The sequence below is a fragment of the Vibrio plantisponsor genome (assembly GCF_013041605.1).
Lineage (GTDB): Bacteria > Pseudomonadota > Gammaproteobacteria > Enterobacterales > Vibrionaceae > Vibrio > Vibrio plantisponsor.
The window spans coordinates 114652-139095 of record NZ_JABEQC010000010.1; the positions used below are offsets into that span (position 1 = coordinate 114652).

20 protein-coding genes are annotated in these 24444 nt (G+C 43.9%); 13 read left to right on the forward strand and 7 right to left on the reverse strand.

Annotated features, from left to right (window positions below):
- Positions 1-304: 304 nt before the first annotated feature.
- Positions 305-2368 (reverse strand): methionine--tRNA ligase, encoded by a 2064-nt coding sequence (gene metG / locus HKI82_RS15005; protein WP_171138431.1) that lies wholly within the window; start codon positions 2366-2368, stop codon positions 305-307.
- A gap of 423 nt (positions 2369-2791) precedes the next feature.
- On the opposite strand from metG, the gene apbC reads away from it, so the two are divergent.
- The 3 genes from apbC (at position 2792) to HKI82_RS15020 (ending at position 7009) form a co-directional block, all read left to right on the forward strand.
- Positions 2792-3865: an iron-sulfur cluster carrier protein ApbC gene (gene apbC, locus HKI82_RS15010; protein WP_171138432.1), complete on the forward strand. Its 1074-nt coding sequence runs from the start codon at positions 2792-2794 to the stop codon at positions 3863-3865.
- A gap of 208 nt (positions 3866-4073) precedes the next feature.
- Positions 4074-4715 (forward strand): uridine kinase, encoded by a 642-nt coding sequence (gene udk, locus HKI82_RS15015; protein WP_042486176.1) that lies wholly within the window; start codon positions 4074-4076, stop codon positions 4713-4715.
- Positions 4716-4867: 152 nt separating this feature from the next.
- Positions 4868-7009 carry an AsmA family protein gene (locus tag HKI82_RS15020; RefSeq protein ID WP_171138433.1) on the forward strand — a complete coding sequence of 714 codons (2142 nt, stop codon included), beginning with the start codon at positions 4868-4870 and terminating at the stop codon, positions 7007-7009.
- 91 nt (positions 7010-7100) lie between these two features.
- Here the strand turns inward: HKI82_RS15020 and cobO are convergent, their stop codons facing one another.
- Positions 7101-7706, reverse strand: a complete 606-nt coding sequence (gene cobO / locus HKI82_RS15025; RefSeq protein WP_102940151.1) for a cob(I)yrinic acid a,c-diamide adenosyltransferase — start codon at positions 7704-7706, stop codon at positions 7101-7103.
- A gap of 85 nt (positions 7707-7791) precedes the next feature.
- Here cobO and HKI82_RS15030 point away from each other — a divergent pair, with 85 nt between their 5' ends.
- A complete protein-coding gene (locus HKI82_RS15030; RefSeq protein WP_102940150.1) occupies positions 7792-8259 on the forward strand; it encodes a low molecular weight protein-tyrosine-phosphatase in 468 nt (155 codons plus the stop codon).
- 43 nt (positions 8260-8302) lie between these two features.
- Here the strand turns inward: HKI82_RS15030 and HKI82_RS15035 are convergent, their stop codons facing one another.
- The 4 genes from HKI82_RS15035 to HKI82_RS15050 form a co-directional block, all read right to left on the reverse strand.
- Positions 8303-9577 (reverse strand): outer membrane protein transport protein, encoded by a 1275-nt coding sequence (locus tag HKI82_RS15035; protein ID WP_171138434.1) that lies wholly within the window; start codon positions 9575-9577, stop codon positions 8303-8305.
- A 304-nt stretch (positions 9578-9881) separates the two neighbouring features.
- The gene (locus HKI82_RS15040; RefSeq protein ID WP_102940148.1) at positions 9882-11162 is read right to left on the reverse strand and encodes an outer membrane protein transport protein; all 1281 of its coding nucleotides are present in this window, start codon (positions 11160-11162) and stop codon (positions 9882-9884) included.
- A gap of 242 nt (positions 11163-11404) precedes the next feature.
- Positions 11405-12130, reverse strand: coding sequence for a DUF3379 family protein (locus tag HKI82_RS15045; protein WP_102940147.1), 726 nt, complete (start codon positions 12128-12130; stop codon positions 11405-11407).
- The gene (locus tag HKI82_RS15050) at positions 12123-12686 is read right to left on the reverse strand and encodes a sigma-70 family RNA polymerase sigma factor (RefSeq protein WP_102940146.1); all 564 of its coding nucleotides are present in this window, start codon (positions 12684-12686) and stop codon (positions 12123-12125) included. Before HKI82_RS15050 ends, HKI82_RS15045 begins: the two co-directional genes overlap by 8 nt.
- A gap of 639 nt (positions 12687-13325) precedes the next feature.
- On the opposite strand from HKI82_RS15050, the gene fadI reads away from it, so the two are divergent.
- From fadI to HKI82_RS15065, 3 genes are all read left to right on the forward strand, one after another.
- A complete protein-coding gene (fadI, locus tag HKI82_RS15055; RefSeq protein WP_102940303.1) occupies positions 13326-14633 on the forward strand; it encodes an acetyl-CoA C-acyltransferase FadI in 1308 nt (435 codons plus the stop codon).
- Positions 14633-16756 carry a fatty acid oxidation complex subunit alpha FadJ gene (gene fadJ, locus HKI82_RS15060; RefSeq protein ID WP_102940145.1) on the forward strand — a complete coding sequence of 708 codons (2124 nt, stop codon included), beginning with the start codon at positions 14633-14635 and terminating at the stop codon, positions 16754-16756. Before fadI ends, fadJ begins: the two co-directional genes overlap by 1 nt.
- Positions 16757-16920: 164 nt before the next feature.
- Positions 16921-17469, forward strand: a complete 549-nt coding sequence (locus HKI82_RS15065; RefSeq protein WP_171138435.1) for an NAD(P)H nitroreductase — start codon at positions 16921-16923, stop codon at positions 17467-17469.
- Positions 17470-17519: 50 nt separating this feature from the next.
- Here the strand turns inward: HKI82_RS15065 and HKI82_RS15070 are convergent, their stop codons facing one another.
- Positions 17520-18395: a LysR family transcriptional regulator gene (locus HKI82_RS15070; protein ID WP_042486152.1), complete on the reverse strand. Its 876-nt coding sequence runs from the start codon at positions 18393-18395 to the stop codon at positions 17520-17522.
- Between the two features lie 237 nt (positions 18396-18632).
- Between HKI82_RS15070 and HKI82_RS15075 the strand changes: the two genes are divergently transcribed.
- The 6 genes from HKI82_RS15075 to recR all read left to right on the forward strand — a co-directional run bounded on the left by HKI82_RS15075 (position 18633) and on the right by recR (position 24425).
- Complete coding sequence (locus HKI82_RS15075) at positions 18633-19736, forward strand: response regulator (protein ID WP_102940143.1); 1104 nt, start codon at positions 18633-18635, stop codon at positions 19734-19736.
- Positions 19737-20097: 361 nt separating this feature from the next.
- Complete coding sequence (locus tag HKI82_RS15080; RefSeq protein WP_258004216.1) at positions 20098-20490, forward strand: YbaN family protein; 393 nt, start codon at positions 20098-20100, stop codon at positions 20488-20490.
- Positions 20491-20627: 137 nt separating this feature from the next.
- Positions 20628-21173 (forward strand): adenine phosphoribosyltransferase, encoded by a 546-nt coding sequence (apt, locus tag HKI82_RS15085; RefSeq protein ID WP_042486144.1) that lies wholly within the window; start codon positions 20628-20630, stop codon positions 21171-21173.
- A gap of 89 nt (positions 21174-21262) precedes the next feature.
- Positions 21263-23398 carry a DNA polymerase III subunit gamma/tau gene (gene dnaX / locus HKI82_RS15090; protein ID WP_171138436.1) on the forward strand — a complete coding sequence of 712 codons (2136 nt, stop codon included), beginning with the start codon at positions 21263-21265 and terminating at the stop codon, positions 23396-23398.
- A gap of 80 nt (positions 23399-23478) precedes the next feature.
- The gene (locus HKI82_RS15095) at positions 23479-23808 is read left to right on the forward strand and encodes a YbaB/EbfC family nucleoid-associated protein (RefSeq protein ID WP_042486139.1); all 330 of its coding nucleotides are present in this window, start codon (positions 23479-23481) and stop codon (positions 23806-23808) included.
- A 14-nt stretch (positions 23809-23822) separates the two neighbouring features.
- Positions 23823-24425, forward strand: a complete 603-nt coding sequence (gene recR, locus HKI82_RS15100; RefSeq protein WP_042486136.1) for a recombination mediator RecR — start codon at positions 23823-23825, stop codon at positions 24423-24425.
- Positions 24426-24444 lie beyond the last annotated feature (19 nt).

Here is a 24444-nt window from a genome sequence, read left to right on the forward strand (position 1 = left end):
CCAACTCCTTGTGTGCCTTTAACGTTGAAGGTTGCCTTGTAGCCGTGCCTTGGCATCGACCAGTGAAGGGATATTATTGTTTACTAAAGGAATTGCAGTTTTAATGCCAAGGAATAACTGATTTAAAATCAATTGGTTAGAAAGTATTTGAATGAAAATTTGCACCATTAAAGGGCGAATTGAACTAAAAGTGTGAACTGGTTCATAAAAAAAAGCCCCAGCGAGTATGACGCTAGGGCTTGTTAAACGTTTTGCTTTAAAGCGGATGCTCAGGGCTACTATTTAGAGCAACGACTTAGAGCAATTACATTACACGCATGCCCGGTTGAGCACCTTCGTGTGGCTCTAGAATCCATAGATCACTGCCACCTGGGCCTGCTGCTAGGATCATGCCTTCAGACATGCCAAATTTCATCTTACGAGGCTTAAGGTTTGCAACCACCACTGTAAGCTTGCCAACTAACTCTTCTGGTTCGTAAGCAGCTTTGATACCAGAGAATACTTGGCGCATTTCACCACCGATATCCAATTGGAATTTCAGTAGTTTGTCTGCTTTTGGCACCGCTTCGCATGAAACAATTTTTGCAATGCGCAGGTCAACCTTTGCAAAATCATCGAATTCGATTTCTTCTGCAATTGGATCTTTGCTTAGCTCAGTTGCTTGCGCAGCTTCTGCTTTTTGTTTCGCAGCGACTTCAGCGGCAGCATCTTCTTTCGATGCTTCAATCATCGCTTCGATGTTCTTAGGATCGATACGGTTGAACAGTGCTTTAAACGCTGTGATTTCATGGCTAGTTAGCGGAGTAGCGATACCTTCCCAAGTTAATTCTTGGTTTAGGAATGCTTCTGTACGCGCTGCTAGCTCAGGCATAACAGGTTTCAGATACGTCATTAGAACGCGGAACAGGTTGATACCCACAGAACAGATATCTTGTAGCTCTTGATCTTTACCTTCTTGTTTTGCCACAACCCAAGGTGCTTTTTCATCAACGTATTGGTTTGCTTTGTCTGCCAGTGCCGTGATTTCACGGATTGCGCGGCCAAACTCGCGAGCTTCAAATTGCTCTGCAATACGGTCAGCTGCTTCTACGAACTCGTTGTATAGCGCTGGCTCTACAAAATTGTCTGATAGCTTGCCATCAAAACGCTTAGCTATGAAACCTGCGTTACGAGAAGCAAGGTTAACGATCTTGTTAACCACATCAGCGTTTACACGTTGAGTGAAGTCTTCAAGGTTAAGGTCTAGGTCATCGATACGGCTGTTTAGCTTCGCCGCGTAGTAGTAACGTAGACATTCTGGATCTAAATGATCTAGGTAAGTACTTGCTTTGATGAAAGTACCTTTAGATTTAGACATCTTAGCGCCGTTTACAGTGACGTAGCCGTGAACGAAAACGTTGTTAGGTTTACGGAAACCAGAACCTTCCAGCATTGCTGGCCAGAATAGGCTGTGGAAGTAAACGATGTCTTTACCGATGAAGTGGTAAAGTTCTGTCTTACTGTCTTTGTTCCAGTATTCGTCGAAATCTAGGTCATCACGTTTGTTACATAGGTTTTTGAATGAACCCATGTAGCCAATTGGCGCGTCTAGCCAAACGTAGAAGAACTTGTCTTTTTCGCCCGGAATTTCAAAACCGAAGTAAGGTGCATCGCGTGAGATATCCCACTGTTGCAGACCAGACTCAAACCACTCTTGCATCTTGTTTGCTGTTTCAGCTTGAAGAGAACCAGAACGAGTCCACTCTTTTAGCATGCTTTCAAACTGAGGCAGGTCGAAGAAGAAGTGCTCAGAATCTTTCATAATTGGCGTAGCGCCAGAAACTGCAGATTTCGGATTGATTAGCTCTGTTGGGCTGTATGTCTCACCACATGCATCACAGTTGTCACCGTATTGGTCTTCTGACTTACACTTAGGGCAAGTACCTTTTACGAAACGGTCTGGCAAGAACATCTCTTTCTCAGGATCGAAAAGCTGAGAAATGGTACGGCTAGAGATAAAGCCATTCTTTTTCAGTTCTAGATAGATATGTGAAGCCAGCTCACGGTTCTCTTCTGAGTGAGTGCTGTGGTAGTTATCAAAGCTGATATCAAAGCCAGCGAAGTCTTTTTGGTGCTCTTCACTAACAGCGGCGATCATCTCTTCTGGTGTCATACCCATCTGTTGAGCTTTAAGCATAATTGGCGTGCCGTGGGCATCGTCAGCACAGATGAAGTTTACAGTGTTGCCGCGTAGACGCTGGTAGCGAACCCAGATGTCAGCTTGGATATGTTCAAGCATGTGACCTAAGTGGATTGAACCGTTAGCGTAAGGAAGGGCACAAGTTACCAGCAATTTCCTTGCGGTAGAGAGTCTTGGATCGTTTGCCATACTTAATATTCGCTTTCTTGATAGGTATAAAAATTTTGATGGGTAATACTACCCCATGAGCCATCTAACTCCAAGGTGTCAAAGGTGTGATTGCCTTAGTTTTTTCGGGGTTCTGTACAGGCTTAGCTGGTGGTAGCATAGGGCGTATACCTAAGTGACTTCAAGATACAGGATTCAGAGCTTCATCAACGAGTTCAAGCCAAGGTTAATAACGGCTGGAATGGTCATTCCCTTTCAACATTATTGAGCGCCGGAATGGACTCGTTGATGAGCTCCCGAAGGGCGAGTTTTATTCGCTCTTATACTGCGTTACTGATTTTCTACGTAGAATAACTATGTCTTCAAATCAATGCCTTGCCTAAGAGCGAATAAATTCTCGCTGAACCAGTATCTTGAGGTTACTTAGGTATATAAGGAGGACCTATGCGTCAATTCAGTTCAAAGCAAGATTTTTGTGATTGGTTAAACCAATTTCAGCATCCTTTTCTTATTCAAGATTGGGCTTCACAACCAAATATTGTTTCTGTGGAAGCTCAAGGCTTTAAGATAACACTCCCTTTTGCCGCACTCTCTTTGCCTGAAGAACTTTCAAGCTGGATTGCCCAACAGCAGCAGTCAGGTGAAGTACCTTCTTTCCACTATGATGTTGTTGTCAGTCCTAAAGCGCTGGAGACTCATGTCGCTTCAGAAGTGCGTGGTGTGAAAAACATTATTGCTGTGACATCAGCAAAAGGCGGGGTGGGTAAGTCAACCACTGCGGTCAACCTTGCATTAGCGATTGCAAAATGTGGTGCGAAAGTTGGTTTGCTTGATGCTGATATTTATGGTCCTTCAGTGCCTATGATGCTGGGGCAGTTGGATGCAAAACCAGAAGTTCGTGACAACAAATGGATGCAACCGATATCTGCGCATGGCATTTACACTCATTCAATTGGTTATCTGGTGGATAAATCAGACGCGACTATCTGGCGTGGTCCAATGGCATCAAAAGCATTGGCTCAGCTTCTTACTGAGACAGAATGGCCTGAACTGGATTATCTGGTTATTGATATGCCACCGGGTACGGGCGACATCCAGTTGACGCTTTCTCAGCAAATTCCGGTTACCGGAGCACTTATCGTCACGACGCCTCAAGATCTGGCGTTGGCGGATGCTCGTAAAGGTGCGGCAATGTTTGAGAAAGTGGATGTGCCGGTGATTGGCATGGTCGAGAACATGAGCTATCACATCTGTAGTCATTGTGGTGAGAAAGAACATATCTTTGGTCATGGCGGAGCACAGGCGCTGGCGAATGAATTTGGCTTGTCACTGCTTGCTCAAATTCCGCTCCACATCAGCATGCGCGAAGATATTGATGCTGGTAAACCAACGGTCGCCGCTCGCCCAGATAGTGAGCATGCCGCTGTTTATATTCAACTGGCTGAACGTGTTTGCGCATCGATGTACTGGCAAGGAAAGGCGAAACCAGAGTCAATCATGTTTACCATGGTTGAGTAAGTTTGGTCATTTTCTGAGATTTAAAAGACGATCGAAATGAATGGTCACTGAGTCAGGGTAGATGTAATCGTTTACTCTGACTTTTTATTGTTCAACATCAGAAATTACTGTCATTTAACGTTAATGCAAACTGGTATAACCCTTTTGAACTCCCTATAATCAGGCGGTTTAACTTAATTCCCAAAATACACGTATCGAGTGCACATACATGTCTGATAATAATCAATGCGTCATCGTTGGTATCGCCGGCGCATCAGCTTCTGGTAAAAGTCTTATAGCCAGCACAATTTACAATGAACTGAGTGCGAAAGTTGGTGACCACCAAATAGGTGTGATTACGGAAGATTGCTATTACAAAGACCAAAGCCATCTGAGCATGGAAGAGCGTGTTAAAACGAATTACGATCACCCAAGTGCATTGGATCATGATTTACTGTGTGAACACTTAACACAGTTGATGAACGGTCACGCTGTTGAAGTACCAGAGTATAGCTACACAGAGCATACTCGTACCGCTAACACCACCACAATGACACCTAAAAAAGTCATCATTTTAGAAGGTATTCTGCTGCTGACTGACCCACGTCTACGTGAGCTTATGCAAGTAACGGTATTTATGGATACTCCATTAGATATCTGTTTGCTGCGCCGCGTGAAGCGTGATGTAGAAGATCGTGGTCGCACAATGGATTCAGTGCTGAAGCAATATCAAAAAACGGTTCGCCCTATGTTCCTCCAGTTTATTGAACCGTCAAAACAATATGCTGACATCATCGTACCTCGTGGCGGTAAAAACCGTATCGCGATCGATGTGTTAAAAGCACACATTGCGAAATTGCTAAAATCGTAATTTTGACTAATGCTTGGCATTAGCCGACTTTATTTTTTAACTGAAAAGTGGCACTTTAAGTGTCACTTTTTTTATATCTATATCATTGATTAATTGATTGAAAATCATCGGTTAATCGCAGGTGTTGATGTTTTCAAGCAAGGATTAAACAGATGAAAAAACTGTTGCTCTTGGTTGCTGTACTTTTGGTCGTCGTTTTAGGCGCAGTTGCAGCACTTGTTTTATTCGTGAACCCAAACCAGTTCAAGCCTTTAATTGTTGAACAAACGAAGAAACAAACCGGATTAGATTTAATGATTGAAGGCGACATTGGCTGGAAATTCTTCCCTTCAATTGGCTTTGAAATTGGCAAAACCGAACTGAAAAACCCACAGGGATTCACAAACCCAAATATGTTCAAAGTGGACAACGTTGGGGTGGATGTCTCCGTGATGCCTCTGTTGGACAAACAACTCGTTATTGGCAATGTTCAGCTAGATGGTGCTGAAATTTATTTAGAAACATTGAAAGATGGTCGAACGAATTTAGACAGTTTGACTAAAGCGAAAACCTCACAAGAAGTTGCTGACACGCAAGCACCAGCAGAAAGCAAAAGTCCTTCGTCAACTCCAGAGCAAACCGGCGGTGTTCAGGGTTGGACTATTCAACTGGCTGGCGTCACAGTCAACAATGCGTTGTTGGATATTCAGGATCGTAAAGCAGGAACGCAAACCAAACTCTACGATGTTCAGTTAAAAGTGGATGAGTTCGAAGCGGAAAAGTGGACCTTAGTGAGCTTCGCTGCAAAAGGACGCAATGAGCAGCAAAAAAACAATCCGCAGAACTTTGCAGCTTCAGGCAATGCTGAAATCAAACTGTCGAGTGATTTTGCGCAATATGCGTTACGCAATATCAACGTGGACGCGAGCTTTAGTGACCAAGCAAACAACATCGAGTCTGCAAAGTTAGCGCTGGCAACATTCGATTTTGATAAGCCAAATGCGCTAGAGTTTTCTGTAAAAGGTAAAGCTGCAGATATGATGTTAGAGGCGAAAGGCTCTAGCTCACTGGTGGTGAATAAAGAGATCACTAAAGTCGCGGCAAATGGATTTACTCTGGAAGCAAATCTGCAGGGCGCATCTTTACCTCAGTCGCCGATGAAGGTTGGCATGCAATCGGATATTGCTTTTGATATCAGCAAAAACACGCTCAATGTCGTTCTTGCGAAGTTAACGGCTAACGCATTGCAGTTTGACGGCAAACTCGATGTGGCGTTGGCGGATATCCCGAAAGTAAGATTCAGCCTGCATAGCCCAGATATTGATGTGGATGCCTTCCTTGGTAACGAGAAAGCGGCTGCAGCAAGTTCTTCAGAAACGACTTCTGAGAAGCCTGCGTCGACAGAGACCAAACCTGCAACCACAAGCAAACAAGAGGTGGAGCCTGATCTATCTGCATTGCAAACACTCGACGTTGCTGGCGACATCACTATCGATAAGCTAAAAGCGAACAATGCGAAAATGCAGAACGTGAAAGCGGATGTTGTTGTGAACCGAGGTTTGGTGACACTGAAATCTTTTACTGCCAACTTGTATCAAGGTTCAGTTTCCGCATCAGCTTTAGTGGATACGAGAAAGACACCTGCCACTTATACGGTGAAGAAATCGGTTAAAGGTGTGAAGGTACAACCTATGCTGATGGATGTGCTTGATAACGATATGCTTGAAGGCACAGGTAACATAGAAGTTAACGCACAAGGTAAAAGCTTAACGCCTACAGGTATCCAAAAGAACCTTGTCGGTACTGTTGCAATCAACTTCGCTGATGGCGCTGTCAATGGTATCAACGTTGCCCACTTATTACGCACGAACTACGCCAAAATAACCGGTGGTGATGTGACTCAAGCGGATCAAGTGAAGAAAACAGATTTCAGTGCGATGACAGCAACGCTCAAACTCGATAAGGGTAATATCACGACCGATGATCTGCATATGCAGTCACCCGCTCTTCGCATCAGAGGGCAGGGTAAAGCCAACTACTTAAATGAAACGGTAGACTTTACTCTCAGCACTTCTGTTGTTGGATCATTGAAAGGTCAGGGCGGTAAAGATATCGATGAACTGCGTGATGTGACTATTCCTGTAAACATTTCAGGCAAATGGTCTGATCCTAAATACAAACTTATTTTTGACGATGTACTTAAACAAAAAGCCAAAAAAGAAGTGGATCGAGGTATCGAAAAGTTAAGTGATAAGATCAAAAACGAAGACACTAAGAAAGCGGTTGATAGCTTACTGAAAGGTCTGTTTAACTAAGTTTGATTCCTCTGATAAACAAAAAAAGCGAGCTGATGTAATGTCTGCTCGCTTTCTTTTTATCAAGACAAAATAGCCTGTAACTAGAGCTTTACCAGTCAACACCTTGCAGAGCTTTAACACCTGCTTCGAATGCGTGTTTGGTGTTCTTTACTTCGGAAACCGTATCTGCCATTTCAATTAAGGTTCGGTGTGCTGCGCGGCCAGTAATAATGACAGACTGCATATGTGGACGCTGGCTTAGCGCTTCAACCACTTCGTCTAATTCAATGTAGCCGTAGTTGACCATGTAGGTCAGTTCGTCGAACAGAATGACATCGATAGATTCATCTTTAAGCATTCGCTTGCACTCTTGCCATACAAGTTGCGCCGCAGCTGTGTCGCTTTCTTTATTCTGAGTATCCCAGGTGAACCCTGTTGCCATAACTTGAAATTCAACGCCTAACTTTTCAAGCAAGTTACGTTCACCATTATCCCAAGTTCCTTTAATAAACTGGGCTACGGCACATTTTTTGTTGTGTCCGATGGCGCGGGCAATAGTGCCAAAACCGGAAGTAGACTTACCCTTACCGTTACCAGTAATAACCAACAATAACCCTTTCACTTCCTGAGCTGCTGCGACTCGTGCATCTACCTGTTCTTTCACTTTTTGCTGGCGAGCTTTGTGGCGCTCTTGTTTTACGTCATCGCTAGACATGACAATTCCTTTTTCAATCTGATTCTAGTGACTATGATAACTTAATGATGCTTTGGCAAACACAGACCAAAAACAAGGAATTACAATGACAAAAATTTTAGTGGTTTGCATGGGGAATATTTGTCGTTCACCAACCGGAGAAGCTGTCTTAAGAAGCAAGGCAGAGCAATTAGGTGTCGATATTGAAGTAGACTCAGCAGGTACAATTGGTTATCACCAAGGAGCGCTTCCGGATAAGCGAGCGATTGCCGCTGGAGAGCGGAGAGGCTATTCATTTTCTGGAATTCTGGCACGAAAAGTAACAAAAAGGGATTTTGAGGATTTTGACTACATATTGGCAGCCGATCATGAGAATTTGGAAGATCTTATGCTCATGTGCCCTAAGCAATTGCAGTACAAGTTGTCGTTATTTCTGAGCCACGGAGAATCCAACTATGAAGAGATTCCTGACCCATATTATGGCGGGGATCAAGGCTTTGAGCTGGTATTGGATTTAGTAGAAGAAGTCAGTGAACAGTTTCTATTGTTCCTAAAAGAAAGAGGCCAGTGGTAAACACTGGCCTGATTGAGTAAACAATAATTTTTAGAAATAGTGGTTAGAAACGGTAGCTCGCTTGAACGCCTAACAACCAAACGCTACCAGTAGTTTGACCTGTGAATGTGCCGCCAACTGCTGCTGCTTTATCATCTGATTCATAACCACGAGATTCTTTGATTGAAGCATCTTTAGCTACGATATAAGTAAAACCTGCATCAACAGTGAACTGTTCGGTAACTTCGTAGCCTGCACCAATGCTTAACCAGATACGGTCTGTTTCTGGAATCGTAATCGTTCGGTTTTGATCACTAACCGCACCCATGTCGTAAGCCACACCGCTACGTAGAGCAAGCTTTGAATCTAACTGGTAAGTAGCGCCGAGAGCGAAACGGTAGTTATCTTTCCAGTTTTCCTCTTTAACCATCTGTGTGCCTAATTTATCCAACTCGGCTTCAAGTTTTTCGAAGCTGCTCCAGTCAGTCCAGTTGATACTGCCGTGTAACGCAAGTTTATCTGTTACTTGATGGAAGCTGGCAATTTCGGCTGTTGCAGGCATGGTTAGAACCATGTATCCCGTATCATTGAATACAGTTGTGCCAGTGAAAATTTTTGCTGTACCAGAGAGTTTAAGATCCACTTCTGATTTATAGGTTAAACCAACACGGTTACTCGGGTTGATTTGCCATGCAGCACCTGCTTGCCAGCCCCATGCAGTATCTTCACCTTCCATATACTTAAGAGTAGTACCTTGAACTAATGGTGATTGCGCGGGTGAAGTTGCTCCAAAGTGACCTTCACCGATAACGTAGCGAACACCACCACCGATGCTGATAGCGTCTGTCAATTGATAACCAAGGTTGGCATTCGCTTCCATGGTTTTTACCATCGCTTCATCACCAAAGTGACTGGCTGCGAAGTCAGAACCGAGTTCGGTCTCCATACCATAGTTTGTGCCTAGAGCAAGGCCAGCAACTAGTGTTTCATTGATTTGATGAGAGAGATAAAAGTTAGGAATAACAGCATCGTTTGCGTAGTCATTCGATTCAGCACTGCGTGAAGAGTTACCTAAAGTCACATCGCCATGTACATCAACGTTCGGGTTTACATAAATTGCGCCCGTTGAAACTTGAGTACCGTGTAGGTAAGTAAGCATTGCAGGGTTGCGCCATTGTGCGCTGGCATTATCTGCCATAGCGGCTTCACCTGCGTAGGCGCGGCCTAGGCCTGTTGCTGAGTATTCTGCAAGTTGAAAACCTGCAGCATGAGAAAGAGTTGGTACGCTAGCCAAACTAGCAGCCACCGCTAGAGTAAGGAGAGTCTTATTTGTTTTCATTTTGATTTTATGTTCGCTGAAATTTGAAAAAACTGAACGGTAAAGTCTAAGAACTAAAATCAGCCATGAAAAACGAAAACCATCTTTTAACTGATATATAAAATAAAATGCTAAAAAATCTTAATTCGAGAAACATATAACTGCTTAATTTTTTCCGTGAATGTATTTTCAGCGTACACGTGTAGGGGTTAAGGAGGGTTTTAAGACACAACTGTGCGCTTAAAATAAAAAAGATTACTCGGAAAGATGTAAAAAAGGGCTGGTAAACCAGCCCTTTAGCGTTTGTGTTATTTCTAACTATTGATTAGAAAGAACGGCTGTATTGTAAGCCTACTAAGATTGCATCAGCGTGCGTTGTTGCTGTCAAAGTAGTACCTGCTGAATTCTCAGTTACAGCTACATCGTCACCTAGTAGATACGTAAAGCCAAAGTCTACGTTAGATGCTTGGTCAATAGCATAGGTAAAGCCTGCTGAGAACCATTGGCGGTCTGAATCAGGTACTGAAATTGATGTTACTGAGTCCTGAGCACTTGTGTCATACATATAACCAGCACGTAGAGTCCAGTCGCTGTTTAGGTAGTAAGTACCACCAAGTGAATAGTGCCAGCCATCTTGCCATTCATATGGTTTGTCGTAGTTTGTTCCAGCTAGTGAACCAGATTTTAGGTTACGCATTTCAATTTTGTCGAATGATGACCAACCAATCCATTGCACACTATAATGTACTGCGAATGATGTATCTTCGATTTTGTGGAAACCAGAGAACTCTGCGATATCTGGAAGAGGCAAAGTAATTTCTTGGCCATAGTCATCTTTCGCTTTGAAGTCTGGACTATAGTGATAGCCAAAACCGAAACGGTTGTTTTCATCTAGTTCATACACAGTACCTACGTTGAAACCAACAGCCCAACCATCGGCTCCATCGATATTAACAAGAGCTGTACCAGCTGGAACCGCAGTAGTCGATGCTCCGTTTGTAAGTTTATACGAAGCCAGCGCAGCTGATGAACTACTTGCATAGCGCTGTAGAGTACCTTGACCATAGATTAAATCTATACCGGCACCAAAGCTTAGTTGTTCATCTAAACGATATGAACCAGCCAAACCGAAGTTAATGCTCTTAACATCTGTAACACCGCCGTATTCCGAAGCGGTGTAACTGCTAGAAAATTCTGTACGTGTTCCGAAGTTAGTGTATGCGTTAACGCCAACCGCAAACTTCTCATCTATAGGTACGATTAAATGGATATTGGGAGCTACTGATGTGCTACCTACATCATCAGTGTCTGCAATAGAAGTTGATGTACCTAAAGGACTTGAGTATTTAGCATCTTTTACTTCGATCATGGTAGTAATCGACTCGAAACCAAGGGATAACTCAGTTTTGTCGAATAGTGCCATTGCTGCAGGGTTACGCGCCATTACTGAAGCGTTATCTGCGATTACGGCATCACCAGCAAATGCACGGCCTAGGCCCGTTGCTGATTGAGCGTTGAGCTGGAAGCCAGCAGCCATTGCTTGCTGCGTAGCTAGTGTTACTGTTACTGCTAATAGTGAACGTTTAAACAGACGCGTCTTGTTCATGTGTTTTTCCTTTTTTGTATAGCCTCTAGTGGGCTTTTTTGAGCAATTGCTCAGTTGGGGCTGATCCTAGTACCTAGTCTACAATATAGAAATCCGACCATTGTCTAATTGGACGGGAAAATTGCAGAAATGGTGGATAACTGACATGAATTTGTAAGAAATAATGATTTATTAGAGTTTTAACTCTATTAAAAATGCAATAAGCCCACATTATTTGTGAGCTTATTGTTTATTCAGGTTGGCTATTTCTGAGGGCTAAGTAAAGGAAGAAGATTGTCTGCAATTTTACGTATGTTTTCGCCACTATTACCGACGATAATCAGACTTTTATCGCCGACTGACTCGACCATTCCGGACATTCCATCTTTATCAAAGTGCCCATTGATGTCGCTCTGAACACCTGCGAGAAACAATGTAACTTTGCCACTATCGCCTTGGAACACCATATGCAGAGCGTTAGATTTGCCAAATCCACAGTGATTTAGGTAATAAACATGGTACGGGAAGTTCTCGGTGAACTTATAGGCAAAAGGTTGTAACTTTGCATTGATCTGTCTAGAGCTGACTTGTTCGTCAATGTTAGATACAAAGCCTTCTTCATCGACCACATGTTTAATGGCGATATCAACCAAACTTGCTTGTGCTGGTGGAACGATAAGTTTCCCCCAGTTGACCTGTCCTACGATTAAGCCAAATACAAAAGCGATAGATGCTGCCATTGCCATTGCTCTGCGAGCAAAGTTAACGGTAGTGACATTATCATCCGCGTGTGAACTTTGATTGAACAAAATTCTGTCGGCTAACCCTTCGGGCACATCCACTTTCATAGCATCAGCGATTTGTGCATCGAGCTTTAACACATCATCTAAGAACTTTTGGTTAGCCTCTTTGGATAATGCACCAGCGTATTCGCTGTTTTTCTGTTTCGGTTCCGACATGACGCGGCGGCGAAATTCTAAATCATCCATTTTGCTGCCCTCTAAAGTTTTCGGAAGAATCCAACATTTCTTTTAATTGATTACGAGCTCGGAAAAGACGAGTCATAACGGTATTTTGATTGAGTTCGAGAATCTCGCTTATCTCTTCACCGCTAAAACCGCCAATGATTTGTAAGAACAGTGGTTCGCGATACTCATCTTCCAATTTCATGATCTGTTTTTGCAACCATTCTCTCTGGTGGTGAGCATCGTCTGAAACCTTCGCTTCATTTCCGTGTGTCTCAATATCAACTAAATCAAACTGCTTGCGCTCAAAGCGGCGCGCATTCTCTCGCCTCAGTATGGTAATGAGCCAAGATTTAGCGGCTTTTTCATCTTGCAGGCTTTCAAGTGATTTCCATGCTCGTAAGCAAGTTTCTTGCACCAGATCTTCAGCCACACTTTGGTCTTTGCATAACCAATAAGCGTAGCGATAGAGATCGGCGTGATAAGCACGCACAAGCGCTTCGTATTTTCTTTGTCTATCCATACCGTTATTGACCGGATGGTTAGCCGATTTCTTTCCAAATATTTTAATTATTGACACTCGAGTCTCCGATGGCTTCGTAGTGTGATATTTCAATTCATTCCAAATTCGAAACTAAGGTGAGCACTTAGCAACTGAAATGGGTATTCAGGCTCTTTTGAGTAACGATGTTTTCGCATTGATGTGGAAAATTATGCTTAAAACAACTTTTCGACGAAATTAATTTCGTTCTTCTCAATAAATCACATTAAAATTGATCTATTTCAAAATCTATTGCTCAGGAGCAGTTATAGTTGTTCACGTCATCTAGTTAGTCCTTGTGACTAGCATGTTGAGCAAGATGACACTTCCTTTTGAAGGCTGACTTTACTTTCTCCTAATCAGGAAACTGATTATTTTCAATTGGCGTAAGTTAATTGTTTTACTATATATTCCGACCACACAGATTTGTGTGGTTTTTTTTTGCTTTCAATTCCTCTTTTTGAAAATATTTATTTCCTTTCTCACTCTTCAATTACTTTTAAACCATTCAAGACAAGCTGATATAGCTGATATAAAGGTTAGCAGAGCTTAAGCAGGAATACTTGTTTCGCTGCTGATATCACGTTTTCTAAACGCTTGTTTGATTGTATTAACAATCTCGTTACAATGAGCAGGTCAGACCTCTTATTCTAAGGAAAAGTAATGGGTAAACAGATAATGGGCAAACAGGAAGTCAAAACGCGTTCGGGTGAACGTGTCGCTATCGTCGCAGGTCTAAGAACCCCTTTTGCACGCCAAAGTACAGAGTTCAGCCAAGTTCCCGCAGTTGATCTTGGAAAGATGGTGGTAAGTGAATTACTTGCTCGTACAAATATTGATCCCAAGTTGATCGAACAGGTTGTGTTTGGACAAGTTGTTCAGATGCCAGCTGCGCCAAATATTGCACGAGAAATTGTACTTGGCACCGGAATGGATATTAATACGGATGCTTACAGTGTGACTCGCGCATGTGCAACCAGCTTTCAATCGGCTGTGAACGTTGCAGAAAGCATTATGGCTGGCACGATAGACATCGGCATTGCGGGTGGTGCGGATTCTTCATCGGTACTGCCAATTGGCGTTTCAAGAAATTTAGCAGCGAGTTTATTGGCTTTAAGTAAAACCAAAACAATCGGCCAAAAACTCAAAGTACTGAAATCACTATCGCTCAAAGACTTAATGCCTGTACCGCCTGCTGTTGCAGAGTATTCAACTGGGCTTTCCATGGGACAAACCGCTGAACAAATGGCAAAAACTCACGGGATTTCGCGTGCAGACCAAGATGCATTGGCTCATCGTTCACATACGCTAGCGTCTGCCGCTTGGAATGATGGAAAAATTCAAGGTGAAGTGATGACCGCCTTCCCTGAACCTTATAAGAAATGGATAGAGCAGGATAACAACATTCGCCATGATTCGACTTTGGAAGGGTACGCCAAATTGCGTCCTGCCTTTGACCGTCAATACGGCACAGTAACCGCAGCCAACAGTACTCCTCTTACAGACGGCGCAGCAGCCATTATGCTGATGCGTGAAGGTAAAGCGAAAGAGTTGGGGCTGGAGATTATGGGTTACATCCGTTCTTACGCATTTTCTGCTATTGGTGTTCAGCAAGACATGCTTATGGGGCCATCCCATGCAACGCCTATCGCTTTAGACAGAGCTGGTATTACGCTTTCTGATCTTACCTTGATTGATATGCACGAAGCTTTTGCTGCTCAGACTTTGGCGAATTTGAAAATGTTTGCCAGCGATAAATTTGCCCAAGAAGTGTTGGGTCGCAGCCAAGCGATTGGTGAAGTGGATATGGATAAATTTAACGTGCTTGGTGGATCCATTGCCTATGGTCACCCATTTGCGGCGACAGGTGCACGGATGATCACTCAAACACTTCGCGAGTTAAAACGCCGTGGTGGTGGTCTTGCATTGAATACGGCGTGTGCCGCGGGCGGACTGGGTGCAGCTATGATTTTGGAGGTTGAGTAATGAGTGAGTCGAAAGCGTTCCATCTTAGAATTGATGAAGACAGTATTGCTTGGCTTGCCATCGATGTTCCGGGAGAAAAAATGAATACACTGCAATCTGCGTTTGCCGCGGAAATGCAAGAGGTGTTCACGGAACTGAATCAGTCAAAGAATCAAGTAAAAGGTCTGATCATTCATTCTTTGAAGCCAGACAACTTTATTGCCGGCGCCGATGTTCGAATGTTGGATTCTTGCACTTCTGCAAAAGAAGCGCAGGAGTTGGCGACCCAAGGTCAGCAGATGTTCCAGCAACTGTCTGATCTCCCGTTTCCTGTTATCGCAGCGATTCATGGTCCATGTTTGGGTGGTGGTTTAGAGCTTGCTTTAGCGTGTGATTACCGTGTGTGTAGCGATGACGACAAAACTCGTTTGGGCTTGCCGGAAGTGATGTTGGGTTTACTTCCAGGATCTGGCGGTACACAGCGTTTGCCTCGATTGATTGGCTTACTGCCATCACTAGATCTGATTCTTACAGGTAAACAATTACGTGCAGCGAAAGCGAAAAAGCTAGGTGTTGTTGATGCTTGCGTACCAAACAGTGTGTTACTGGATGTCGCAAAGCGTTTTGTGAATGAAAAGAGTAAAAAGCGTAGCAAAGGAAAACTGACGACAAAAGAAAGACTGATTTCGCGAACTCAGTTTGGCCGTAAGTTTGTGTTCGAACAGGCGTCTAAAAAGACAGAACAAAAGACGCGTGGTAACTATCCTGCGGCGAAAGCGATATTGGAAGTGATTCAATATGGCTTAGAAAAAGGCATGAAAGCAGGGCTTCAGTTAGAAGCGGAAAGATTTGGTGAGCTAGTGATGACGTCCGAATCGAAAGCTCTGCGCTCTATCTTCTTTGCGACTACGGAAATGAAGAAAGAAAACGGTAGCGATGCTGAGCCAAGAAAAGTCGAGCGAGTGGGTGTATTAGGTGGCGGTTTGATGGGCGCGGGTATCAGCCACGTCAGCGCATCAAAAGCCAAAGTGCCGGTTCGCATTAAAGATGTCTCGAATGACGGAGTGCTCAATGCGCTCAAATACAACTACGGTTTGTTCGAGAAGCAGCGTAAGCGCCGCATTCTGAGCAAAGCTCAGGTTCAGCACGAGATGATGAAGTTGTCTGGAGGCACTGACTTTACAGCGTTCAACTTGACTGACGTGGTGATAGAAGCGGTGTTTGAAGACTTAGAACTTAAGCAATCCATGGTTTCAGACATTGAAACGCATGCTAAGCCAACGACAATTTTTGCGACCAATACATCCTCGTTACCGATTCATCAAATCGCTGAAAAAGCAGCTCGCCCTGAAAATGTGGTTGGTTTGCACTACTTTAGCCCAGTTGAAAAGATGCCTTTGGTTGAGGTGATACCGCATGCAACTACTTCTGATGAAACGGTATCAACTGTAGTGGCACTTGCTCGCAAACAGGGTAAGACACCGATTGTGGTTAAAGATAAAGCAGGCTTTTACGTTAACCGAATTCTTGCTCCTTATATGAATGAGTCAGCACAAATTCTAATGGCAGGTGTGCCGATAGAAGAGATTGATACTGCGCTGCTGAACGCAGGTTTCCCTGTTGGACCTATTACCTTGTTGGATGAGGTCGGTATCGATATCGGCGCGAAAATTATGCCGATATTGGTTAAAGAACTTGGCCCTCGTTTCCAAGGCCCTGAGGTTTTCGATAAGTTGCTTAATGACAACCGTAAAGGTCGTAAGTCTGGCAAAGGCTTCTATATCTACAAAGGCAGCAAGAAAAAAGAAGTCGATAAATCAGTCTATAAGCTACTGAATTTGAAACCAGAGTTGCACCTCAAGGAGAGTGAAATATCATTACGCTGCATGTTGCCGATGTTAAATGAAGCAGTACGCTGTTTAGATGAAGGCATCATTCGCAGTCCAAGAGATGGTGATATTGGCGCGATATTCGGCATTGGTTTCCCTCCGTTTTTAGGTGGACCTTTCCGCTATATGGACCATATCGGTCTTCCTAAGCTGGTGGAAATGATGAATCAGCATGCTGAGAAATATGGCGACAGATTTGCGCCTTGTGATGGTTTGCTAACTCGTGCAGGAACTGGTGAGACTTTTTATTCATAACGTCAGACCTTCTATTTATAAGAAGGAAAAACAACGTTGGTGAAGCAAAAACAGAAAGTGAGGTGAAAACCTCACTTTTTGCATTGATGAGAATAAAAATATCTATGCTAGGATTGGTTTAAATTCATATCTTCAACAAATTAAGCACTTAAGAAGGACTTATCATGGATGCTCTTGAACTGCTGCTCAATCGTCGCTCTATGGCCAAGCTTGTTGCTCCGGCTCCGGAAGGCAAAGCTTTGGAAAACATTATCCGTGCTGGGTTACGCGCACCGGATCACGCAAATCTGACTCCTTGGCGTTTTGTGATCGCGCAGGGCAGTGGTCTCCATAAACTTTCGGATATTTTGGTTAAAGCCGCGATTGCTAACAACAACGATGAAGCCGCAGTCGTTAAGATGAAAAACGCACCTTTTCGAGCACCTATGGTAATTACTGTGATTGCCAAAGTGACGCCGCACGAAAAAGTGCCTGCGTTTGAACAGCATTTATCTGCGGGTTGCGCTGTGCAAGCGATGCAAATGGCGGCGGTTGCACAAGGTTTTCAGGGAATATGGCGTTCAGGTAATTTGATGTTTCATCCTGAAGTGCGAAACGCTTTTGGTTTAGAAGGGGAAGACCACGTAGTCGGTTTCCTTTATCTGGGCACTCCAGAAGGCAGTACGATGAAAGTGCCTGAGCGTGAACTCAGTAAGTTTGTCGAGTTTCTATAATCTTTAATAATTGAAATACAGATAAGCAAAAAGGGCCGAATGGCCCTTTTTTAATGCAAGTGGTAGGCGATAACGAAATCGATAAAAAGACGCACTTTTTCTGGAAGGTGGTCTTTATGGTTATACAGCATATAGATATCGCGCGGATTTGCACTCCACTGGTCAAGTACTCGAACTAGACTGCCTTCGGCAATGTATTCGGTAATCATGACGTTAGGCATTAGGGTAATACCTAACCCTTCAGAGCAAGCAATGCGAACCACATCTAGAGTGTTGGCTTGGAAACGACCTTTATCTAAGTTAATAACCGTTTCACCTTCGGTGTTGGTGAGTTGCCATTTCAGTAAAGGATGGCCTTTAAGCAATGAATGTCGGCTCAGCTCTTCCGCATGTTTAGGTGCAGGGTTCTTCGCTAAATAAGTCGGGCTTGCAACTAAAATATCTTTTACTTCACTGATTTTTCGGGCAATTAAGCTTGAGTCGCGTTGCGGACCAATTCTGAAAATGACATCCCATTCCGTTGGATCAAGTTGGTCTGCTTGATTGCTAGTCGTCAGTTCAATATTAATTTCTGGGTACTGCTTCATAAACTCATTGAACATCGGCATCATCAAACGCTTAGTCAGGTTTGAAGGTGAAGAGATCTTAAGTTTGCCAGATGCGCCACGGCACTCGTCAGTGATCTCTTCCGCCATTGAAGCCAAACGGTGTAACAGAGGAGAGCAATCTTTGAAGAAACGCTCTCCAGCTTCTGTAAGAGAGAGTTTACGAGCGTGGCGATTAAGAAGTCTCAAGTTCAATGAGTCTTCGAGTGCTTGAATGCGTCGAGTGATCGTAGCAACTGGAATCATCGTTTTGCGAGAAGTTGCCGTGTAACTTCCATTCTCGACCACCAGTCGAAAGAGATTTAGATCGTCTAGTTTCATTTTTCCTGACACATTATTTTACGAATTTGCTTAAGTTATACGGATATCTGAAAGCAAAGGTTGAGTCATGTCAACTTGTTTGACGATTTTGAGACATTGCGTACATATAGTATGCAACAAGAGCTGAAAGCGGAATATTTGTATAAATCCTTTTTACTGACTACTTTTTAAATAACGAATTCACCTGCTTTGAAGTCAACGTCATTGCATATAACAAACGCATAGTGGAGTTAGGCTATGTACAAAACTCATCCACGTATGGATCCGCAACCGATGGCGGAGTCTGTACACAAGAAGTTAATTATGTTGGTTGATGATGACCCCATTTTCCGACGTATCACAAGTGGCTACTTGTCGGCGCAGGGTTATGACGTGATGGAAGCTGAAAATGGTCTGGATGGCCTTAGAAAGCTAAGAACTGTCGAACCTGATTTGGTTTTGTGTGATTTATCTATGCCAGTGTTAGACGGCATAGAGTTTGTGGAAGAAGTCAGTTTAGAGTACCCGTCGCTACCATTGATTGTTGTTTCAGCGACTGATGAGATGTCTGATGTGGCAAAAGCCTTACGTTATGGGATTAAAGATTTTCTGGCGAAGCCGATTGGTAACCACGCTCACTTAGGTTGTGCAATAGAAAGCACTTTAGAAGATTCCAACAACCACATTGTTGACCAACGTGATTTTTCTAGCCAATGGTTCCGTGTTGACGGCGGTGGCGATGTGCCCGAAGAGCAAGAGTTGCATTGGCATTTGGATTTTCTACGTTCAAACCCCAATGCAGCCCGTGATTTGTTGCACGCTCTGTTGCCTGAAAACGACACTTCACAAGGGGTGTGGAAGTGCAGTTATCGCCTTCTTCAGTCTACGGATACAATGCCGTTAGTCTTTGATTATGCATGGCTGATGAATGGTCAGTTTGCTTTCTATTTGGTTGACTCGGCAACGAATGACGAAGAGAACGTTGCCAGTACATTATTGGTAAGAGCGTTGTTTCATGATTACTTACGTAACTTACGCAGTTTCAGCGCGGATCTCAAAGACTTGGCTGACATCTTAGAAAAAGGGCTAGAGTGTTCGCCTTGTGCGAAACCCGTGTCGGCGCTGTTTGGTCTGGCTGACCTAACGGACGGAACGCTGTCCATTTTGCCTGCAGGGTTAGACAGCCAATGGTCAAATGGTTATATGACGCAACATATTTCTGCTGGTGTGAATCTTGGTGAAAACTGCATGAAAAATTTTATTACCAAAGATCTTCTGATTCACGGAGGATGCCAGCTTTCTTTGGGTAAGATTGGGGTAAGTAGTTTTTCTCTTGATATTCATCGTGGTGCCGAAGCATAAGGCTTCGGTCGCTACAACCAGTTATAGTTGCTTACACTTACGCAGAGTGTGAGCCTTGTATCTACCTGCCAATAACCACACAATTACTCTGTGTTTAAGTTGAATTGTTTGAGGTATAGTCTGCGCCGAAAACAATGATGCATCAATTCGTTTACTTGTCATTAACGAAATGCAATAACAAGACTCAACACATAAGCTCAGAGACGTACCCATGGCAGACAAAGATTTTAAAGAACCATATAACGTTTTATATTTTTTAGGTTTCATTGCAGCCCTATTGATCCCAACGCTTCCAGCTACATTAACTTGGATTCGCGTATTTAGTGGCTACGAGGGTTTCTAATAATTCAGAGGTTTCACCATCAGTATTCGTCGCTACACCTATAATATTGTTGGTGCTGTGAGTGTATGCCTAGGCATTCTGGGCATCATCCTTCCTTTGCTACCAACCACCCCATTTATCTTGTTAGCCAGTGCTTGCTTCGTCAGAGGTAGCCCTCGCTTTCACAGTTGGTTGCATCAACACGCCTTATTCGGCCCTATTTTAGAAAATTGGCATCAGAATCGAGCGGTTTCCAGAAAAGTGAAGATTCGTGGAACCATATTTATCATCGCCAGTTTTTCATTCTCTATCTGGTTTGTGCCTCATATTTGGTTAAAACTTCTACTGTTTTTTGGGCTTGTGGTATTGATCACTGGGTTTCAGCGCATACCTACCTACGAGCTGGTTGCTAACCAGCAAGAAAATCACTAGCATTAGCGGGAAGTGTGCCCACTCTTCGTAGTGGGCGTTTGTTTTTTCGGCGCTATGAAATATTAATTTAGGGTGTGCCGGAATTTTAATACCAGTACATAGATTCTTGTACTGAATGAACCGAAGTTAATTTAGTTATGACAACCGAAACTCTTTCACTGATCAAATCAAGCATCAAATCAATTCAAGACTATCCAAAGCCAGGAATCTTGTTCCGTGACGTAACGAGTCTGTTGGAAGATGCTCAAGCATATCAAGCAACTATTCAGTTATTGGTTGATAAGTACAAGGATATGGGATTTACCAAGGTTGTAGGTACAGAAGCGCGTGGTTTCCTTTTCGGTGCACCACTGGCTCTAGAACTAGGCGTAGGTTTTGTACCAGTGCGTAAGCCGGGTAAACTTCCTCGTCAAACCATCGCTCAATCTTATGAATTGGAATACGGTACAGATGTACTGGAAATTCATGTCGATGCTATTAAATCTGGCGACAAAGTACTTGTTGTTGATGACCTGCTAGCGACAGGCGGCACTATTGAAGCGACAACTCTTCTGATTCGCCAACTTGGCGGTGAAGTAGAACACGCAGCATTTGTTATCAACCTACCAGAAATTGGTGGTGACAAGCGTTTAGAAGGTTTAGGCTTAAACGTTTACAGCATTTGTGAATTTGAAGGCCACTAATACCTTTTCAGTTGTCGGACAGTTTGGTTTCTAACAGTCCAGTGGCTGAATAGACTAATTAGGTATAAACATCTACAACGGAAGGTTTCATGAGTTATCTTGCCTTAGCGCGTAAATGGCGTCCTACCAAGTTTAAAGAAGTGGTAGGGCAGGCCCATGTATTAACAGCTTTAGAAAATGCTTTGGCTCACAATCAACTTCACCATGCGTACCTGTTCAGTGGTACTCGTGGTGTAGGTAAAACGACGATTGGACGACTTTTTGCAAAAGGGCTCAATTGCGAAACAGGTATAACATCAACGCCTTGTGGCGAGTGTGCAACCTGTAAAGAAATTGACCAAGGACGTTTTGTTGATTTACTAGAAATCGATGCGGCGTCGCGCACCAAAGTTGAAGATACTCGTGAGCTTCTCGATAACGTCCAGTATAAGCCAGCGCGTGGTCGCTTTAAGGTTTACCTGATAGACGAAGTTCACATGCTGTCGCGCCACAGCTTCAATGCATTATTGAAAACGTTGGAAGAACCGCCTGAGTATGTGAAATTCCTGCTTGCGACCACCGATCCTCAGAAGCTGCCGATGACGATTTTATCTCGTTGTCTTCAGTTTCATCTAAAACCGATCAGTATCGAAAATATCCAGCAACAACTTGAGCATGTTCTTACTGAAGAAAGTGTTGCATTTGAGCACAAGGCGTTAGGTCTTATTGCTCATGCCGCTGATGGCAGTATGCGTGACGCGTTGAGCTTAACCGATCAGGCGATTGCGCTAGGTAACAATCATGTGAGCAACGATATTGTGTCGCACATGTTAGGTACACTTGATACTGACCAAGCGCTGCACCTGTTGCAATCAATAAGCTCCAAACAACCTCAAATGGTAATGGAGTCTATTGAGACATTTGCGCAGAATGGTGTTGAATGGGATGGACTGCTTCAGCAGTTGGCGAGCCAATTGCACCGTGTTGCCATGTTTCAGGCACTACCAGCAAGCCTAGATAAATCGGCTCCAGATGCTGAGAGAATTGAATGGCTAGCGAAGTCTCTGACGCCTCAGGATGTGCAGCTTTACTATCAAATTGCGTTGAAAGGCAGAACTGACCTTGCTGCTTCGCCGACAGGGCGTATCGGTATGGAAATGATCGCTTTGAGAATGATGGCATTCAGGCCATCTCAAGTGTCGTTGACCTCAGCAATATCGACGCAAAGTGAACCTGCAACAGTAGCTCAGCCAGCCACTCAAGCACCTGTAGCTCCGAGACCTCATGTTGCACCTTCGGCTCCTGTAGCACCAAGTGCTCCGCAACATTCTGCGGTTCCGGCTCAAACTGTGCCACAATCAGCGCCAGTTCAGAGTCAACCTGTACAGAATCATGCCGAGCAATACAACGCTCCGCGTGATGCCCAACAGGCGCCGATGAATCCTGTTTCTCAGCCGGAGCCTTATGTTCCTGCAGAACAGCCAACCGTTGCAGAACCGCCTCAACAGGAACGCAAACCGTCGTCGCCTTTAACTGGGTTAAGACATCAGTTGCGTTCACAGCGTGAAGGTTTGAATCAGCAAGGAAATGCTGGTCAAGGAAACACAGGTCACGGCTCAAAAAAGTCTGAAGCGGCATCTGCAAAACCTGTTTCGGTGTTAGAGCGAGTGGCACAACGTGCTCAGAACGCTTCGCCGATGTCGCCAGCGTATGAGAGTAACGAACCTGAAGAGCAAGAAGCATATCAATGGCGTCCAACTCAGCCTGTCGCTGAAGTTGAAGTAAAAAAAGAACTGACACCGACTCAGATTAAAAAGTCTCTGGAGCATGAAAAAACACCAGAGATGACCGCTAAGCTTATCGAAGAAGCTTGCTCTCAAAGTGAATGGGCGAGTTTGATTCAAAGTTTAGAAACCGCGAAACTTGTTGAGCAATTGGCACTCAACTCTGTGTATAAGAAACAGGGTAATGTTATCGAGCTGCTATTGCGCTCCAGCCATGCTCACCTGAATACGGATAAAGCTCAAAGCGAGCTGCTACAAGCGCTCAACGCAAAATTAGGTGAAGAGTGTGTACTTTCGGTCTCTTTAGGCGAAGAAGGTGAAACACCGCTCGAACTGCGCGAAAGGCTGTACCAAGAGAAACTTTCTCATGCCATGAGCCAACTATCGACAGATCCTAATGTACAATTTATTGAGCGTCGCTTTAGCGCCGAACTCGATAAAGACAGCGTTAGACCAATTTAACCGAAACGGTGGGGTTGAGATTTTAATCTTTTATCCCCACTGTATGTGAAACAATCAAAGATAAAACCAGAGAGATAAAGATGTTTGGTAAAGGCGGAATGGGCAACTTAATGAAGCAAGCCCAACAAATGCAAGATCGCATGCAAAAGATGCAAGAAGAAATCGCAAACATGGAAATCACCGGTGAATCTGGTGCAGGTTTGGTAAAGGTTACAATCACTGGTAGCCACAGTGTTCGCCGTGTTGACATCGATGAAAGCTTGATGGAAGACGACAAAGAAATGCTGGAAGATTTGATCGCAGCTGCGTTTAACGATGCTGCTCGTCGTATCGAAGAAGCATCAAAAGAGAAAATGGCTGCAGTTACTGGCGGTATGCAACTACCACCAGGCATGAAGATGCCTTTCTAAAAAGTAGGTGATTGATGCGTACCAGTCATATGCTGGAGCATTTGATGGAGGCCTTACGTTGTCTGCCTGGGGTTGGTCCCAAGTCTGCCCAACGTATGGCCTTTCATTTGTTACAGCGCGACAGAAAAGGTGGGTTACTTCTCGCTGAAGCTCTTGGTCAGGCAATGGTGGATATTGGCCATTGCAGCCAATGCCGAACATTCACTGAAGAAGAAACTTGTCATATCTGTAACAACCCTAAACGTCAGGAAAACGGCCAACTTTGTGTGGTTGAAAGCCCAGCAGACATTGCTGCTTTAGAAGCAACAGGCCAATTTTCGGGACGTTACTTTGTTTTGATGGGACACTTGTCCCCACTTGATGGCATAGGCCCAAGTGATATTGGATTAGATGTTCTGGATTTCCGTCTTCAAAAAGGCGGGATCAGCGAAGTTATTTTAGCAACCAACCCGACGGTAGAAGGCGAAGCGACAGCGCACTATATTGCTGAGCTATGCCGTGAACATCAAGTCTCGGCAAGTCGTATTGCCCACGGTGTACCTGTTGGTGGTGAATTAGAGTTGGTTGATGGCACTACGTTGTCCCACTCTTTATTAGGTCGCCAAAGGCTTTCCTAAAATTCGCTTTAACATCCAG

Coding starts and splice junctions, on each gene's coding strand:
- metG (WP_171138431.1), bottom strand. CDS start 2,368: ATGGCAAACGATCCAAGACTCTCTACCGCAAGGAAATTGCTGGTAACT.
- apbC (WP_171138432.1), top strand. CDS start 2,792: ATGCGTCAATTCAGTTCAAAGCAAGATTTTTGTGATTGGTTAAACCAA.
- udk (WP_042486176.1), top strand. CDS start 4,074: ATGTCTGATAATAATCAATGCGTCATCGTTGGTATCGCCGGCGCATCA.
- HKI82_RS15020 (WP_171138433.1), top strand. CDS start 4,868: ATGAAAAAACTGTTGCTCTTGGTTGCTGTACTTTTGGTCGTCGTTTTA.
- cobO (WP_102940151.1), bottom strand. CDS start 7,706: ATGTCTAGCGATGACGTAAAACAAGAGCGCCACAAAGCTCGCCAGCAA.
- HKI82_RS15030 (WP_102940150.1), top strand. CDS start 7,792: ATGACAAAAATTTTAGTGGTTTGCATGGGGAATATTTGTCGTTCACCA.
- HKI82_RS15035 (WP_171138434.1), bottom strand. CDS start 9,577: ATGAAAACAAATAAGACTCTCCTTACTCTAGCGGTGGCTGCTAGTTTG.
- HKI82_RS15040 (WP_102940148.1), bottom strand. CDS start 11,162: ATGAACAAGACGCGTCTGTTTAAACGTTCACTATTAGCAGTAACAGTA.
- HKI82_RS15045 (WP_102940147.1), bottom strand. CDS start 12,130: ATGGATGATTTAGAATTTCGCCGCCGCGTCATGTCGGAACCGAAACAG.
- fadI (WP_102940303.1), top strand. CDS start 13,326: ATGGGCAAACAGGAAGTCAAAACGCGTTCGGGTGAACGTGTCGCTATC.
- fadJ (WP_102940145.1), top strand. CDS start 14,633: ATGAGTGAGTCGAAAGCGTTCCATCTTAGAATTGATGAAGACAGTATT.
- HKI82_RS15065 (WP_171138435.1), top strand. CDS start 16,921: ATGGATGCTCTTGAACTGCTGCTCAATCGTCGCTCTATGGCCAAGCTT.
- HKI82_RS15070 (WP_042486152.1), bottom strand. CDS start 18,395: ATGAAACTAGACGATCTAAATCTCTTTCGACTGGTGGTCGAGAATGGA.
- HKI82_RS15075 (WP_102940143.1), top strand. CDS start 18,633: ATGTACAAAACTCATCCACGTATGGATCCGCAACCGATGGCGGAGTCT.
- apt (WP_042486144.1), top strand. CDS start 20,628: ATGACAACCGAAACTCTTTCACTGATCAAATCAAGCATCAAATCAATT.
- dnaX (WP_171138436.1), top strand. CDS start 21,263: ATGAGTTATCTTGCCTTAGCGCGTAAATGGCGTCCTACCAAGTTTAAA.
- HKI82_RS15095 (WP_042486139.1), top strand. CDS start 23,479: ATGTTTGGTAAAGGCGGAATGGGCAACTTAATGAAGCAAGCCCAACAA.
- recR (WP_042486136.1), top strand. CDS start 23,823: ATGCGTACCAGTCATATGCTGGAGCATTTGATGGAGGCCTTACGTTGT.